Source organism: Frankia sp. CgMI4, from assembly GCF_001756285.1.
GTDB lineage: Bacteria > Actinomycetota > Actinomycetes > Frankiales > Frankiaceae > Frankia > Frankia casuarinae.
The window spans coordinates 21165-36053 of the sequence record NZ_MAQZ01000090.1; the positions used below are offsets into that span (position 1 = coordinate 21165).

At 71.8% G+C, this 14889-nt stretch carries 15 protein-coding genes; 8 read left to right on the top strand and 7 right to left on the bottom strand.

Annotated elements, in window-relative coordinates; translation table 11 throughout:
• The first annotated feature begins 106 nt into the window (after positions 1-106).
• On the top strand, positions 107-622 hold the full coding sequence (locus Manayef4_RS16555) for a DUF3090 domain-containing protein (RefSeq protein WP_011436339.1): 516 nt from the start codon (positions 107-109) through the stop codon (positions 620-622).
• Positions 623-655: 33 nt separating this feature from the next.
• Here Manayef4_RS16555 and Manayef4_RS16560 read toward each other — a convergent pair whose 3' ends face one another.
• From Manayef4_RS16560 to Manayef4_RS16575, 4 genes are read right to left on the bottom strand one after another with little or no spacing between them, the layout of a single operon-like run.
• Positions 656-1450, bottom strand: coding sequence for a hypothetical protein (locus Manayef4_RS16560; protein WP_173645814.1), 795 nt, complete (start codon positions 1448-1450; stop codon positions 656-658).
• A 29-nt stretch (positions 1451-1479) separates the two neighbouring features.
• Positions 1480-2292, bottom strand: a complete 813-nt coding sequence (locus tag Manayef4_RS16565) for an SGNH/GDSL hydrolase family protein (RefSeq protein ID WP_070132177.1) — start codon at positions 2290-2292, stop codon at positions 1480-1482.
• Positions 2293-2319: 27 nt separating this feature from the next.
• Entirely contained in the window at positions 2320-3504 is a 1185-nt protein-coding gene (locus tag Manayef4_RS16570; protein ID WP_011436342.1) for a glycosyltransferase, read from the bottom strand.
• On the bottom strand, positions 3501-4760 hold the full coding sequence (locus tag Manayef4_RS16575; RefSeq protein ID WP_217494128.1) for a glycosyltransferase family 1 protein: 1260 nt from the start codon (positions 4758-4760) through the stop codon (positions 3501-3503). Before Manayef4_RS16575 ends, Manayef4_RS16570 begins: the two co-directional genes overlap by 4 nt.
• 383 nt (positions 4761-5143) lie before the next feature.
• Here Manayef4_RS16575 and Manayef4_RS16580 point away from each other — a divergent pair, with 383 nt between their 5' ends.
• On the top strand, positions 5144-5566 hold the full coding sequence (locus tag Manayef4_RS16580) for a DUF3099 domain-containing protein (protein WP_011436344.1): 423 nt from the start codon (positions 5144-5146) through the stop codon (positions 5564-5566).
• 33 nt (positions 5567-5599) lie between these two features.
• Positions 5600-6499 (top strand): SAM-dependent chlorinase/fluorinase, encoded by a 900-nt coding sequence (locus tag Manayef4_RS16585; protein ID WP_070132180.1) that lies wholly within the window; start codon positions 5600-5602, stop codon positions 6497-6499.
• A gap of 45 nt (positions 6500-6544) precedes the next feature.
• On the opposite strand, the gene pucL is transcribed toward Manayef4_RS16585, so the two are convergent.
• Together pucL and Manayef4_RS26735 are read right to left on the bottom strand one after the other, a co-directional pair.
• Positions 6545-7438: a factor-independent urate hydroxylase gene (gene pucL / locus Manayef4_RS16590; RefSeq protein ID WP_070132181.1), complete on the bottom strand. Its 894-nt coding sequence runs from the start codon at positions 7436-7438 to the stop codon at positions 6545-6547.
• Between the two features lie 780 nt (positions 7439-8218).
• Positions 8219-8536 (bottom strand): hypothetical protein, encoded by a 318-nt coding sequence (locus Manayef4_RS26735; RefSeq protein ID WP_235463258.1) that lies wholly within the window; start codon positions 8534-8536, stop codon positions 8219-8221.
• On the opposite strand from Manayef4_RS26735, the gene Manayef4_RS16595 reads away from it, so the two are divergent.
• From Manayef4_RS16595 to Manayef4_RS26120, 5 genes are all read left to right on the top strand, one after another.
• Complete coding sequence (locus Manayef4_RS16595; RefSeq protein WP_349257449.1) at positions 8448-9566, top strand: Ig-like domain-containing protein; 1119 nt, start codon at positions 8448-8450, stop codon at positions 9564-9566. The genes Manayef4_RS26735 and Manayef4_RS16595 overlap by 89 nt on opposite strands.
• Before the next feature lie 423 nt (positions 9567-9989).
• Complete coding sequence (locus tag Manayef4_RS16600; protein ID WP_070132183.1) at positions 9990-10973, top strand: phosphatase PAP2 family protein; 984 nt, start codon at positions 9990-9992, stop codon at positions 10971-10973.
• A gap of 265 nt (positions 10974-11238) precedes the next feature.
• Positions 11239-12330 carry an OmpA family protein gene (locus Manayef4_RS16605; RefSeq protein WP_070132184.1) on the top strand — a complete coding sequence of 364 codons (1092 nt, stop codon included), beginning with the start codon at positions 11239-11241 and terminating at the stop codon, positions 12328-12330.
• A gap of 326 nt (positions 12331-12656) precedes the next feature.
• Complete coding sequence (locus Manayef4_RS23275; RefSeq protein WP_011436350.1) at positions 12657-12869, top strand: (2Fe-2S)-binding protein; 213 nt, start codon at positions 12657-12659, stop codon at positions 12867-12869.
• Positions 12870-13363: 494 nt separating this feature from the next.
• A complete protein-coding gene (locus Manayef4_RS26120) occupies positions 13364-13936 on the top strand; it encodes a hypothetical protein (protein ID WP_023841905.1) in 573 nt (190 codons plus the stop codon).
• Here the strand turns inward: Manayef4_RS26120 and Manayef4_RS16615 are convergent, their stop codons facing one another.
• Positions 13937-14575 (bottom strand): hypothetical protein, encoded by a 639-nt coding sequence (locus tag Manayef4_RS16615; protein ID WP_070132185.1) that lies wholly within the window; start codon positions 14573-14575, stop codon positions 13937-13939. It lies immediately after the preceding gene.
• Between the last annotated feature and the right edge of the window lie 314 nt (positions 14576-14889).

The window sequence follows — 14889 nt, forward strand, 5'->3', positions numbered from 1 at the left end:
CCATACTGATGGTGAACCGAGGCTGATGGGGAACCGATACTGATGGGGAACGAAGCGATCAGAACCGAACGACGAAGCGAGTCAAGGTAACGGAGCGATCGGAGATATGCGGCGCTACGTGTTCGAATCCCCGGAAAGGTTCGTGGTGGGAACCGTCGGCCAGCCGGGTGACCGGGTCTTCTTCCTGCAGGCTGCTGGGCGTGGTCAGGTCGTGACGGTCGGTCTGGAGAAAACCGAGGTCACCGCCCTCGCGGAGGGGCTGACCGCGTTGCTCGGCCAGGTGGGCCAGACCCAGGGCATCGTGCTTCCGACCGCTTCGGACGTCGAGATCGATCTTGCCCCGCTGGATGCCCCGTTCGAGGAGGACTTCCATCTGGGCCAGCTCACGGTGTCCTGGGACGGCCATCGGGTCTTCGTCGAGGCGGCCGGGCTGTCTCCCGGGGAGTTCCGGCTCCCCGAGAGCGAGGACGAGCTCGACTCGTTGCGGGTGGGACTGTCGATCAAACAGGCCCGTGCCTTCATCGAACGGGCCCGCACGATCGTCGCCGCCGGGCGTCCACCGTGCGTCCTGTGCGGTCGCCCGGACGATCCGGCCGGGCACTTCTGCCCTCGGCTGAACTGACCGGAGCCGGCCGGGGCGGACAGCCGGCGATCGTCAGTTCGAGGGCGGCACGGGGGCATACGTCGGGTCGAAGGCGTCGTAGGCCGCCGCATAGGCGCGACGCACCGCCGCGGAAAGGTTGCGCAGCGCCGCGGACCTGCGGGCGATCTCGCTCGCGGTCACCGCGGCACCGTCGTCCCGGGCGGCGAGGTCGAGCAGGGTCGACAACCGCTCCGCCCGGGCCAGCAGGGCGTGCGCCCCCGGTGGATGGCCCGGGCCCAGCCCCGGGCCCGGGTCATCCACCCCGCGGTCGCGCAGCAGGGCGAGCACCTCGGGGCGGGCGCTTGCGATGTCGAGGTCGATGAGCGCGGCCGTCGTGGTGCGGATCGCGTTGCTGAGGTCGTGTTCCGCGGCGCGCAGGCCGGCTCCGGGCGGTGGCACGCGGGACGCGACGAGCACCCGCCAGTGCACCGACTCCAGCCGCCCCTCCAGGGCCGGCCCGTGCACGACGACCCCGGGGACGAGCACCAGCGGCGGGTTCGGGCCGATCACGATGATCGCCTCTCCGGCGGTGATCGCGTCCCTGTTCACCTCCGCCGGGCCGGGCAGGCCGGTGGCGTCCCCGGGGGCGGGCAGGACCAGCCGGAGYCGTTGCGCTCCGGCCGAACGCAGGGCTCCCAGGCCCAGCACGAGCGGCTCGTCGCCGAGGGTGTGCGGCGCCGCCTCGCCACCGAGCGCGCGGTGCATCTGGGTGATGACGTCGTCGAGCCCGACGAGCCCGGCAAGCCACGCATTGCCCCATCCGGTGAGGACTCCGGACCGGGGCGACGCTGACAGGGCGGGAAGCACATTGCCTACCGTAGRCAATCGAGGAGCCTTCAGGCTCGCCGAGGGGGCCRTACCAGACCTTTTTCCGGGTGATAGCGCCATTTGTCGCCTCTGGGCAGGCACCGCCCGGCCAGCCAGGGCAGGCCCACGCTCAGCAGCCAGTAGGAGTGCTCGATGATTCCCGGAGCCGGTTCCTCATGATCGGGTCCGTCCGRCAGACCCACGAGTGGTACCCCGGCGTGCGACAGACGGTGGGCGAACGCCTGCGCGATCAGGCGGTGGCCGCGTGGCCCCGGGTGGATCCGGTCCACGTCGAAGCTGGACCGGCTGCGCACCGCAGGGTGCCCGCCGAGGTCGACCATCAACACTCCGGGGTCCGTCCGGGCCGCGGCCTGGACCGCCGCGTTGAGCCGTTCGACCCGTTCGCTCAGGATCCGGCCGAACGGCGCCGGCACCGGGAGCAGCCGGCTGGGATCGGGCATGGTAGCGGTGAGGACGACGACTCCGTCGGCCCGCAGTCGGCCCACCGTCCAGACCAGGTCCTGGCGTAACCGCAGCGGATCGAACGTCGGTTTCAGCACGTCGTTCATGCCGGCGATCACGCTGGCGATCTGGGGGCCCAGCGACAGGGCGACGGGGAGCTGACGGGTACGCACGTCGTGCGTGGTCGCTCCCGTGGTGGCCAGATTGGTGAATTCCATGGCGCCGGCCGGGCCCAGGCACGCGGCGAGCCGGGYGGCGAAGCCCCGTCCTCCCGTCGCGGGGCGGCGGTGTTCGCGTCCCATCGTCACGCCGTCGCCGAGGCCGACCGTGATGCTGTCGCCCAGCGCGACGAACCGCCGGGATCCGGTGCCGGAGTCCATGGCTCTGCCCGCCTTTCAGGCCGCGAGTCAGGCCGCGAGCGGCGGCGCCGGTGGCTGCGGGAAGGCCGTGCCCGGGGCGGCCGGACCGGGCGAGTCGTGGCAGGCAAGGAAGCCCGCGACCGTGGCCGACCAGGGGAACTGCTCCGCGCGGGCCCGGGCCGCGATCCGGCGCGCGTGGATCTGCGCAGGCGAGGCGGACAGCAGGTCCACGACGGCGTCGGCGAACGTGAATCCGCTGCCCGCGGCGATCGTGCCCACTCCCGGGACGATCAGTTCGGCGAGCGCGCTGGCGTGGTGCACCACTGCCGGGGTGCCGCTGGCGAGCGCCTCCAGAGCGGCCAGCCCGAAGGTCTCCACCGGGCCGGGGGCGAGCGCGAGGTCGGCGGTCGCCAGCAGGCCGGCGAGCCGTTCCCGGTCGGCCACGAACCCGAGGAAGGTCACCGGCAGCCCGGCCGCATGCCGTTCCAGCCGGCCCCGATGGGCCCCGTCACCGGCGATCACCAGGCGCGCCGGCACCCGGCGGCGGACGAGTTCAGCTGCCGCGTCCACGGCGAGGTCGACCCGCTTCTCCGGTGCCAGCCGGCTGGCCACCACCAGCAGCGCCTCCTGGTCACGGGCGAAGGCGCGTCGCAGGGTCAGGTCGTGGTGGGCGGAGGAGAAACGGTCGAGCTCGACGCCGAGCGGAACGTGGCGCAGGTTGCCGGCGCCGATGCGGACGAACTCCGCCGCCGCCCAGGCCGTCGTCGCCACGACGGAGTCGAAGGCGGCCGCGAGCGAGGCGTTCGCCCGGTCCGCGGCTGTCGAGACCGGCAGGACTCCCCGCAACGGTGCGGGTGTCCAGGTGCCGAGCAGGCGGTCGAGCCGCTCGTGGCTGACGACCAGCGACGGCACCCCGCGACGGCGGGCCCATCGGGCCAGTGGACGCAGGGTCGCCCGGTCGTGGACCTCGAGTCGGTCGGGCCGTTCCCGGTCGAGCAGGTCGGCGACGCGCCACGGCTCGGTGATGATCCGGTAACCGGTTCCGGGTAGCCGGGGGGCGCGCAGTTGGAGCACGCGGGCATCCGGCCGGACCAGTTCGGCGTCCTGCTCGCCCGGAATGATCTGGACGACCTCGTGGCCCGCCGCGGTGTAGCCGGCGGCGAGGTGGCGCAGTGTCGTCCGGATGCCGCCGGAGGCCGGCGCGACGAAGTTTGCCGCCTGCACGATCTTCATGCTGACCACCCGTCGTCGTTTCCCGTCCCGGGCCGCTTGCGTGCGTCCCATCCGTCCCGTCGTCCGCCCCGCCGTCCGCTCCRTCCCTCGATGACCGGGCCGGGGTGCCTGAGGCGGCCGAAGCGACCGGCCCCGCCGCCGGTGCCGAGCACGTCACGGTAGTGGCCGAGCAGCTCGTCGCCGATCGCGCTCCACCCGCATCCCGCGACCGACTCCCGGGCCGCCGCACCCATCGCCACCCGACGAGGGAGGTCGTCGGTCAGGGCCGCGACCTGCGCCCGCAGGGCCGCGGGGTCGCCGGGAGTGTAGTGCAGCCCGGTGCGGCCGTGCTCGACAACGTCAAGCAGCCCGCCCGCCGCAGGGGCGACCACCGGTACCCCGCTCGCCTTGGCCTCCTGCGCCGCCTGGCAGAATGTCTCGTGGATGCCGGTGTGGACGAAGACGTCGAGGCTCGCGACCGCGGCCGAGAGCTCCTGCCCGGCGCGGAATCCGAGGAACGCCGCGTTCGGCATCGACCGGGCCAGGGTGGGACGGGAGGGGCCGTCACCGACGACGACGAGCCGGGTGTTCGGGATGTCGGACACCGCTCCGAGCAGCTCCACCCGCTTCTCCCGGGCCAGCCGGCCGACGTAGCCGACCAGGACCTCGCCGTTCGGAGCGAGGCGGCGGCGCAGCTCGTCGTCCCGGTGCGCCGGGTGGAAACGTTCGAGGTCCACCCCCCGACTCCAGCGGGCGACCCGTTGCACGCCCTGGCTCAGGAGGGTGTCGACGGCATCCCAGGACGGCGCGAGGGTCCGGGCCGCGAGCCGATGTACGATGGCGAGCCAGTGCCAGATCGTGCGTTCCGCGGTGGCCAGCCCGTAGCGGGCTGCGAACGCGGCGATGTCCGTCTGGTAGACGGCGATGCTCGGTATGCCGAGGCGCCGCGCCGCGAACACCGCCTGCGCCCCGAGGCCGGCGGGCGCCGCCAGATGGACGATGTCCGGGTTGAACTCCCGTAAGGCGGCGGGAAGCCCGGGCCACGGGACTGCGAAGCGAAACGCCGGGTAACCCGGTAGGGGAGCCGACGGTGCCCACAGCACCGGTGCGCCGGCGTGGCTGCGCGCCGCCGCGCGTCGGGCGGCGGGCGCCGGAGCCGGCGCGATGACCATCGCCTCGTGCTGCCGGTCCCGCAGATGTTCCAGCACTCGACAGACCGTGTTCGTCACCCCGTCAACATGGGGGAGGAACGACTCGGTGATCACCGCTATGCGCACACGAGCACGGTGGCAGGGCATGGAGCCGTGCCGCAGACGGCCAGCCGACCGTTACATGAACGTTCTGGCACAGCTTGGTGCACCGTACGGGTGCACACGACCGGCTGTTCATCCGGTCGGCGGATCCGGGCCGGATTCCCGTCCGACATGGTGCCACTTKACATGATACTGCTTGACATGTTGTCACTTGAGGTGGTGTCACCTGACATGGTGCTAGCTGACATGGTGTCGTCCGACACGGCGCCCGGCGGACGCCGTGGTTCCTGGTCCGCACCGTCGCACGCCGGCCGCCGGCATTTTCCCCGGGCGCCGGTGAGGAGGATATTTGGAGGCACGGGGCGGCGCACCGGTCGGGGAGTGAGAGCCATCGAGGTGTACGCGTGATGTTCAGGCGGCAGGACACGGTCCTGATCACGTCCGCGGCCCGGTCGCGGCAGTGGGACATCCATCGGCGGGAGGTGCGTTACCTCCTCTCGATGATGTTCCGGATGCTCTGCTTCGTGCTCGCCGTGGTCGCCTTCCACGGCTGGCTACGGTTCGTCGCCGTCGCGATGGCCGTGATCATTCCGTGGGTCGCGGTGGTCATCGCCAACGGTGGTCCGACGCCCGAACGCGACCGGCCCGTCAGCTACGATCCGGGCCAGCCGGCGGCGGGCGAACTGCCGGCCCTGGAGGCCGATCCCCACCGGGTGGTCGACAGTGAGGGCTGGGTGGATGACGAGGGCTGGGTGCACGGCCATCCGGACCCACCGGGCCGGGACGGCACCGGGCTCGGCGAGGCGTCCGTCTCCGGGCCATCGGGTTGACGTCAGCCATCGGGTTGACGTCAGGTTGAGCCGGTGAGGTGCATCAGCTTCACCACTGACTACGGACTCGCCGACGGCTTCGTCRCAGCCTGCCACGGGGTGATCCTGCAGACGGTGCCGGATGCCCGGATCATCGACGTGACCCACCTGGTGCCGCCGGGGGACGTGCGGCGGGGGGCGGCCGTGCTCGCCCAGACGGTGGGTTCCCTGCCTCGGGGGGTGCACCTCGCCGTGGTGGATCCCGGGGTGGGCACGTCGCGCCGGGCCCTGGCACTGCGCGCGGTCGGCGGTCACCTGGTCGGGCCGGACAACGGCCTGCTGATCTCCGCGGCCGAGCGGCTGGGGGGGATCGAGGCCGCGGTCACGCTGGAGGTGCGGCCCGCAACCCCCGCGACGTTCCACGGCCGGGACGTCTTCGCCCCGGTGGCTGCCGCCCTGGCGCGCGGGACACCGCTCCAGGAGGTCGGTGAGCCGGTGGAGCCGGCGACCCTGGTCCGTCCCCGGGCGGCCCTGGCCCGGCTACGCCCGGATGGGACCGTGGAGACCGAGGTGGTCCTCGTCGACACGTTCGGCAACGTCCAGCTCGCGGCCTCCGGCGCGCTGCTCGGCGCGGCCGGGCTGCGCCCGCCGGGTCGGGCGGTGCTGCGACCGCTCCGGCGGGACCGCCTGACCGGGGCCGAGCAGGCGGCCGGCCCGCTCGCGGCCGCGGGCCCGATGACTGAACTGGCCGTGGGGGTCACCTTCGGCTCGGTCGGCCCGGGGGAGGCGGTGCTCTACGTCGACTCGGCGGGGATGGCGGCCCTCGCCGTGCGCGACGGTGACGCCGCGCATGCCCTCACACTTATGCCCGGCGACCGCCTTACGCTGCGCCGCTGGGACGGGCGTCCGGGACAGGCGTCCCGTGAACAGGCGTCCGGGACAGGCGTCCCGTGAACAGGCGTCCGGGACGCCGCACCGCCTGTCGGGGGTCCGCACCGGTCAGCAGAATCCCGGGAGGGTCAGCCAGCTCGGCCCCGGGTCGGGAGCGTCATCGCGCAGGACCGTTCCCTCGATCTTGCCGTACGGCCGGTCCGCAGCGTAGTAGACCGTGTTGGGATTATCGAGCCCGAACGGTTCTAGATCAACCAGAAAGTGGTGTTTGTTCGGCATTGACAGGCGGATTTCGGCGACGTCGGCGTGCGCGGTCAGCGCCGCCTCGCCCATCCGGTACAGGGTCTGTTGCAGAGCCAGGCTGTGGAGGCTCGCGAAGGTGCTGACCAGAGCCGTCCGTACCCCGTCGAACAGCCGCCCGAAGTCGAGGTCTGACTGGGCGTAGCGCCAGCGGGCGGTGACCTCTGTCGCCAGGATGCGGTCTGTCGTCTCGGGCAGTGTGGTGTACCGGTCGCGGAGAAACCCCGAGAATTCCGAGCCGGTCGACTTCAGCAGGACCAGCCCGGCGAGTCCGGACACGACGAAGGCCGTGCCACGGTCGAGGGTGACGACCGTCGTCCTTTTCTCCCCAGCCGACCTGCTGAAGGCATGGTCGTGCGGCACCCCATCCACCTGGATGCGGTCCCACCGGTACTGCTCGATTTCTATCCGGGCGCCGTCGATCCCCGGGAGGGATCCGGCGAAATGGTGACCCAGCCGGATCGCGAAATCCTCGATCTRGCCGATTCCGTGCTCGCGGGCGAAGGCGTAGACGGTGTTTTTCTGCGCGTCCGTGGTGAGCACGTGCGCATTGTCGCCKGACAGGTGCGCGGCGGCGAAGTCACCACGAAGCGCGGTGGAGACGTTCAGATCGGTGATCTGGTGCACCGGTCCGTTCCGCGCCACGTGGACSAGACGGACCTCCGCCTTTCCATACTGATTGGGCCCGAGAACGATCGCCATGTGGCCTCCCTGTCGTGGGACGGTCATTTCCCTTGTCCGGAGTGCGCCTTTCGCCCGACCGGGTCGATCGGCCTGCCGTGGGTCCGACCGTCCCGGCGCCGCACCGGTGTCGTGCCGGCACCRGTGCGGGCCGGAGACCGCCGAACGTGGCCCGACCATTCTGCTGGACCGGGYGACATCCCGGACCGACGGTGAGTTTCGCGCGCCCGACTCGTGCCGCCCGGCGCCCCGGCCTGTCGCCCCGGCCTGTCGCCTGGGTGCCCCTCCGAGCCGTGTGGACCGCGGGGGTGGGATCACGCGGTGGTGGCCCGTCCGGGCGGCTTCCGGYAATGGAAAGCCAGTGAGACGTCAATGGTCCCGCATGCCGGCGGTGCCGTGTACCGCCCAGTCGTCTCTGGTTGCGGAAACTCATCTGCGCGGGTGACGGGTTGCGTCTTCTTTGATATCGCCGTGGGTTCTGGCCGTCGTTTCGGGTGGTCGGTGAAATGTCCTCCGGGGCGGGCAACCTGGGAAGGCGTTCGTGCGTCAGAAGGGGAGAAGGGGAGGGGTGTATGTGGGACGCCTGGAGAGTGCTACTCTCCGTATTAAGATGCTCGACACCGGGTGATGATCTGCCGGTTGGCGCCGTAGATTACGCTGATCGAGGGTACGTGGGGTTGATCTCTGGGTACCGTTCGGACGTAGCTTCCCGTCCGGCGATGCTGCCGGCGCGGTCTTCGGGAGGGGGCATTACATGTCTCGCTCGGTAATGATTCCCCCGCGTATTTCCCGTGGGTGGGGTCACTCGGCCAGGCCGGAATCCCGGCCGGCGGAATCGCCTGGTCGCCGGCCCCGGCGGTGGCCGGGGGGGACGCTTCTGCTCGCCGCGGTGCTGTCCGCGGCGGCCTGTTCCGGCGGGGGGGCGTCACCGGCGCCGGCCGGGGCCACCCCCGCCCCGGATCCGGCGGCGAGCGTGACGGTCACGCCGAGGGACGGCGCTACCGGGGTGGCGCTGACCAGCCCGATCGTCGTGCGCGGCAACGCCCCGCTGGCCGCGGTCTCCGTCAACCGGGGGGCGAGCGCGTCGGAGAAGACGGAGCCGGGGACAATGCCCGGCACCTTCTCGGCCGATCATCGGACCTGGACATCCTCCGGCGGGCTGTTCGCCGACTCGCGGTACGACGTCGAGGCGTCAACGTCCCCGGCGACGGGCATCGCCGGGACGACGTCGGTGCGGACCAGCTTCGTGACCGGCGTCCCGGCGAAGTCGTTCAAGGTCTCCTGGGAGCCGGTCGCGGGCCAGACCGTCGGGATCGGCGCGCCGATCAGCCTGACGTTCAGCGCCCCCGCGTCCAGTCGGGCCGCCGTCCAGAGCCGGCTGGTCGTACGGACCGATCCGCCGGTCCTCGGCGCGTGGAACTGGCTGTCGAACCGGRTCGTCATGTGGCGACCGGAGGGGTACTGGAAGCCCGGGACGAAGGTGCACGTCGAGGCTAACTTCGCCGGCTACGACGCGGGCGGGGGCCGGCTCGGGGTCAAGGACCGGGCGATGGACTTCGTCATCGGCTCCGCCCAGGTCTCCAAGGTCGACTCGGCCACCCACACGATGAAGGTCTTCCGGGACGGGCAACTGCTGCGCACGATGCCGGTCAGTCTCGGCAGACCCAGTCTGCCGAGCATGGACGGCCCGCACAACGTGCTGGGCAAGTCACCCGAAGTGATCATGGACTCGGCCACCGTGGGCATCCCCCAGGGCAATCCGGACTACTACTACGAGAAGGTCCAGTGGGCGGTCAACTACACCAGTGGCGGGCAGTACGTGCATTCCGCCCCCTGGTCGGTGCCCTCCCAGGGGCGAGCCAACGTCTCCCACGGGTGCGTGAACGCCTCACCCGCCGACGCCCAGTGGTTCTACAACTTCACCCGGCTCGGTGACATCATCGACATCGTCAACACCGGTCGGCCGCCGGACACCTCACAGCTCGGCAACGCGTGGTCGGTCCCCTGGGCCACGTGGAAGGCGGGCAGCGCGCTGCCGGTGTCCGACCAGCTCGCCCCCGTGGTGAGCCTCGACTCCGCGGTGAGCACAGTCACGCCCGGGCCCGTGACCGCCACCCCCAGGACCGGCGCGGCGGGCGCCGGCGCCTGACCGGGCGATCGCGGCCTCGCACCCGCGGCAGCGTGGACGACGCCCGGCCCGACCGGTTCGGTGCCGGGCGTCGCCAATGTGCGCCCTCGGCCGCTCCCACCGCTATGGCGGGGGCGGGATGGCGCGGGATGGCGCGCGGTGGCGGGGTGGCGGGACGGGGACAGCCGGTCAGGGGGAGGAGTCGGGCGGGCGAGCAGGCGGTGAATTTCCGTCCGGGGGAGGTGTCGTAAACGACGGATCGGCCCGTGACGGTCGCGAACGGCTCATGCTGTTGAGTAAGGGTATGGAGAGCGAGCTGTCGAGACGCTCCGGCCCGTCGCGACGGTCGGTGCGCCGGTCCGTTCGCGCGTGCGGTCCTGCCCGAGGGCGTCGAGGCGCGCGGGCGCGGCGTCTCGTGCGGGTGCGACGTTCGAGAGGTGCATAGTGAGGCGCTTGCGCAACCAGACCACCGGCCTGCTGGTCTGGTGGGTCGAGGTGCTGATGCTGGTGATCCTGTACTACTCCTACACCGGCACCCGTGCCGTGGCCGACGCCTCCACCGGCGAGGCGATGCGGATGGGCCACGATCTCCTGCGCCTGGAGACCTTCCTGCATCTCGATCCCGAGCTCGGGCTCAACCGCTGGTTGCAGAGTGTACCGGTGCTGGCGGTCGTCTGTTGTTACTACTACGCGACGCTGCACTTCGTCGTGACGCCGGCCCTGCTGGTGTGGATGCATCGTCGGCACCCCCCCCGGTACGCTCAGGCCCGCTGGACGCTGGTGATCACCACTCTGATCTGCCTGGTCGGGTTCTTCCTGTTCCCGACCGCCCCGCCCCGGTTGCTCACCGGCACGTCCTATGTCGACACCATGTCCCACTTCGAGGGCTGGGGATGGTGGAGCGGTAGCGCGAGCGCCGCCCCGGACGGGCTGGAGGGACTGACGAACCAGTACGCCGCGCTCCCGTCGCTGCACTGCRCATGGTCGTTGTGGTGCGGTTTCCTGCTGGTGCGCTTCGGGCGCCGAMCGCTGGTCCGGGTACTCGGCGCGCTTTATCCGGCGGCGACCCTGTTCGTCGTCATGTCGACGTCGAACCACTATCTCCTGGACGCGGTCGCCGGATGGGCGGTCCTGGGCGGCGCCGCCGGTGCGGTCGCGCTMGTCGCCGGGTGGCGGTCCCGGGTCGGTTTCGTGGGGAGTGCCGCTGGGCAGCCGGCCGTGCCGGGAGCCGGATCGCAGCTTGCGCCGAACGCGCTGGCACCGGTGTCCGTGCCACTGCCGTCTCCGCCGCCGTCTTCACTGGCGCCGCCGCCGTCTTCACTGGCGCCGCCGCCGTCACCGGTGCCTCCGCCCRCCCCGCCGGCCACCTCCAGCATGGCGATGCGGGTCACACCGGTGGCGCGAGCCGATGGAGCGCACGCGAACTGATCGCGGTGGGTGGCCGGTGCCGATCCGACCGGTGCCGATCCGACCGCTGTCGGCCTGGTGTGGCTCCCCAGGTGGGTGCATCTTTCGCCCCGATGCGTTACTTCTGGGACCGATGTGCGAAAGTTGCGGGACAGCGGTTTTCCCGGCCGCGTCCGACCTTGCGGCACCCCTCTCCCCACACCACCTCGAAGATCKGCCCTGTCCCGACGATCAGCGCCACCTCGAAGAYCCCGCGTCCGGTCCGATCCCGCTCGGAGTCCGATCGATGTCCCTGTCCACGACCGTGCGTCTGCAACGTCCGCGCCCGGTCGCCTTCGCCATCGCACTCGTGCTGGCGTGGTTGCTGCTTGCCCTTGTCGCGTTCGCCCTGCGCCGCGGTCCCATTGAGGATGATCTCGCAGCCCGGGCGACCGCGGCGGTCCGGTCCACCGGCGGCGTGCACGCCCAGGTTCACGTCGAGGGGCGTGAGGCGGTTGTCACCGGTCGTTTCCCGAGTGCCGCCGCCGCCRAACAGGCGCGAGCCTCGGCCGCGGTCGCCGGCACGACCTCCGCGCGTCTCGGCGACGACGTGGTCATCGCGACCGAACCTGCGCGCCCCCTGGTGCTCGCTGTGGCCGGCCGAGGACTGTCGATCACGGCGACCGTGCCCGACCGGGCGAGCCGTGCCGCGTTGCTCGCTGCCGTGGCGGACGCGAGCGGCGGCTCGGTGACCGGTGAGGTCCGGGTCGACCCGGCCGTGGCGGAGCCGCCGGTGGAGGTGGTGGCCGCCGTCGCGGCGGCGCTGCGCGGTTTTCCCGGGAGCCACTCGGTCACGGTCTCCGGGACGACCGTGGCGGTGGCCGGCAGTGCCCCCGACGAGGCCACGAGGCGGCGCCTCGGCGCCCAGGTGCTGGCAGCGGCCGGTACCACCGTCCCCGATGCCACCCTGGACAACCGGCTTGTCGTCCCGCGCGAGAAGCCTGCCGCCGCGGCGGCGAAGTCCACCTCCGATGCCGGGGCCCTCGCGGCCCTACGCGCCGCCCTCGACGCTCGGAACGTGACGTTCCCGGTCGGCGCAGCAACGCTGAGCCCCCCGGCCCGCCTTTGGCTTGACCGGGTGGCGGCGGCGCTGCGCGCCGGCCGGGTCGTGGTCCTGGTCGGCGGCCACGCCGACGCCTCCGGGTCGGCGACCCTCAATCAGGCGTTGTCTCTGGACCGGGCCCAGGTGATTGCCGACTACCTGACGGACCGGGGCGTACGTCCCGACCTCATACGCGTCGCCGGGTTCGGTTCCCGGTGGCCGGTGGCCGACAACGCCACGCCTCGGGGACGGGCGGCCAACCGTCGGGTCGAGATCGTTCCGTGGCCCGACAGCTGATTCTGGGCGAGCCGGATCTCGGCTGATCCGGCCGATCTGCAGTCCGGCCGGATCTCGGGTCCGGCGGGACTGTCGGGCCCGGCGGGACTGTCGGGCCCGGCCGATTTCCGGCCCAGTGCCACGATGATGTCGCGGATGCGCGACTGTCTTGCCTGCGGCGGGTGGCCCATGGCATCCTCTGCTTAGGGAAGCCTTAGCTAAGGCCGCTCCACGGGGTCGACCGCTCCACGGGGTCGAAGGATCATCGACAGATCGACGGATCGACAGGGTCGCGAACTGCCGCTTGGCCGTCCGCGTGCTGGCTGTCTCGGGCGTGGTGAGGTGCGGTGCTCGTCTGTTCGTGCTTCGCGGTGTCCGACCGGTTGCTACGCAACGTGATCGCCTCGGGTGCCTGCGACGTTGACGCCGTCGGCGAGCGATGTGATGCCGGGACGGGCTGTGGCGGCTGTGTGGAGGAGATTGCCGAGCTGTTGGGTGAGGCGTCCGCGCGCCGCGGCAGTCCGGTTGCCAGAGCGGGGCAGGGTTCCGGATCGGGTTAGGGCCGCGTGGCGGCCGAAGTGCCGCCGTTGCCGTCGTCACGGAACATCATCAACGCTCTGAGTACGGTCGCGTTCCTGGCCCGTCGGCTACGGAATGAGACCGGCTATGACCGATATCTCGGACCGCCGGCGGACCGGCCCGCCTCCGCGGTGACCGTGCATCGGGCCAGGTGACCGTCATGCTCGGGCGGTGTCCCCGCGCCCGGACACATCCGGTCCACCCGCGAGCTACCGCGTGGAGCTACCGCGTGCTGGGATCACCCTCGCGCTGCCACGACGGCATACGGATGACCCACCCCGACATTGCCGGCTACCGTGGGCCAACCGGCCGAAGTCCGCCTGAGAGGTAGCATCGGCCGGTCGATCCGGCCGAGCCGCGACGCCCCGCTGGTTGCGAGGCACGAGGTCGGCGACGGCGCTGAGTCGGCTGCGCCAGCCGGATCGCGGGCGATGCCTACGGGTACGGTACGGTGCCCCGTGAGGAGGTCGTGGCGATGTCCGCTCGCCAGGTGCGGCGGTTTCAGCTGGAGCGTGACGTTGACGTCTCCGGCGTCTCCGGGACGGGTGCGGTCGCGTTCGGGGCGCAGGCCCCCGACGGCACCTGCGTGCTGTGGTGGGACTCCGAACACGATTCCATCGGGATCTATCCGACGATGGAGACGCTGCTTGCCATCCACGGACACGGCGGTAGTACCCGCGTCGTCTACATCGACGCCGCCGACCAGACCGTCCCCGCGGTTGCGGTGGGGCCCGCCGCTTCGGCCGTTCCCGTCCTCTCCGCGGCGTCGCCCGTGCCGGGTCCGGCGTCGCCCGTGCCGGGTCCGGCGTCGCCCGTCCCGGGTCCGGCGTCGCCCGTCCCGGGTCCGGCGTCGCCCGTCCCGGGTCCGGCGTCGCCCGTGCCGAGCCCGGGGTCGCTGGCCACCCCGGCCCGGTCGGCCCGGCCGAATGCGCCCCTGCGTGCCGCACCGTCGCTACGCCTCGGTTCCGCGGCGCGTTCGGCCGCCGCGGCTCGTGGCCCGCGTCCTTCGCCGACCCGCAAGACGCAGCCCGGGGGTGACGGCCGCTGATCAGGTCAGCGGGCGGAAGCAGGCGGTGGTCCGTTCCTGCGGGTCTACGGTGTAGAGCGCCAACGTGCCCGCCATCTCCTTCGGATCCACGCCGTTGTCGAGCATTTGCCGGTGCAGGCCCGCCATCATGGGCAGGGCGTAATGCACCAGAATCGACGTGATGTCGGCGGGATGGCGCAGCGCCTCGCGAAACTGTTCGTCGGTCGCCGCGTCGCTGGTGAGAGCGGCGAGGACGCCGAGCCGAATCCGCCCGGCGAGGTTCTCCCAGAGCTGGGCGTTTTTCGGGGCCTCCGGTCCTCGCCAGATCCCCGGGAACGCCAGGTCGGCGACGACGGCGGTCGRCTGTCGTCCCGTCCGGAGATGTATCGCGACGACCCACATCGCCATGAGCCAGCACATCCCGCGCAGGGTGTGCAGCGGATCGACCATCATCTGCTCACGGAGGTGCCGCTCGGACTGCGGGCGGCTGRCCGGAGCCAGCCAACCGCAGACGAGACGTTCGAGGTCGACGATCTGGACCATGGGCAGGTCCGCGGGGTGCGGCCGGGCCAGCGCGGCGGCCCGGTTGGACTCGGGGTCGACCAGGGCGAGCGCGCCCGGATCGGAGAGTGTCTGCCAGGCCAGACCTGCCGACGGCATGCGGCACACGGTAACGCGAAACGCGGCGCACCGACCACAGCATGGCGGCATTGTGTGGCATTCGACGGTTGCCTCACCGCCGATTCTCTGGATGTGTCGTCGTGGTCTCCACCGGAGGACCGATGCCGCGCCCACAGCGGTCCCCGGATCCGGGAGGAGCGTCGCGAACGGCAAGCGGACGCCCGGGGTTCACTCCTCGCCGAGGAGATCTGACTACTCGCCGAGGAGGTCGAGGGGGGTGGTGGGTTGGTGGGGGGTGTGGGGGGTGGTGGTGAGGTGGTGGCGCCAGAGGGTTTCGGCGGCGTCGGGGTCGT

What these genes read in the sequence shown, in the direction of transcription:
- Manayef4_RS16555 (WP_011436339.1), top strand. Translation starts at nt 107, where the DNA reads ATGCGGCGCTACGTGTTCGAATCCCCGGAAAGGTTCGTGGTGGGAACC.
- Manayef4_RS16570 (WP_011436342.1), bottom strand. Translation starts at nt 3,504, where the DNA reads ATGAAGATCGTGCAGGCGGCAAACTTCGTCGCGCCGGCCTCCGGCGGC.
- Manayef4_RS16580 (WP_011436344.1), top strand. Translation starts at nt 5,144, where the DNA reads ATGTTCAGGCGGCAGGACACGGTCCTGATCACGTCCGCGGCCCGGTCG.
- Manayef4_RS26120 (WP_023841905.1), top strand. Translation starts at nt 13,364, where the DNA reads ATGTCCGCTCGCCAGGTGCGGCGGTTTCAGCTGGAGCGTGACGTTGAC.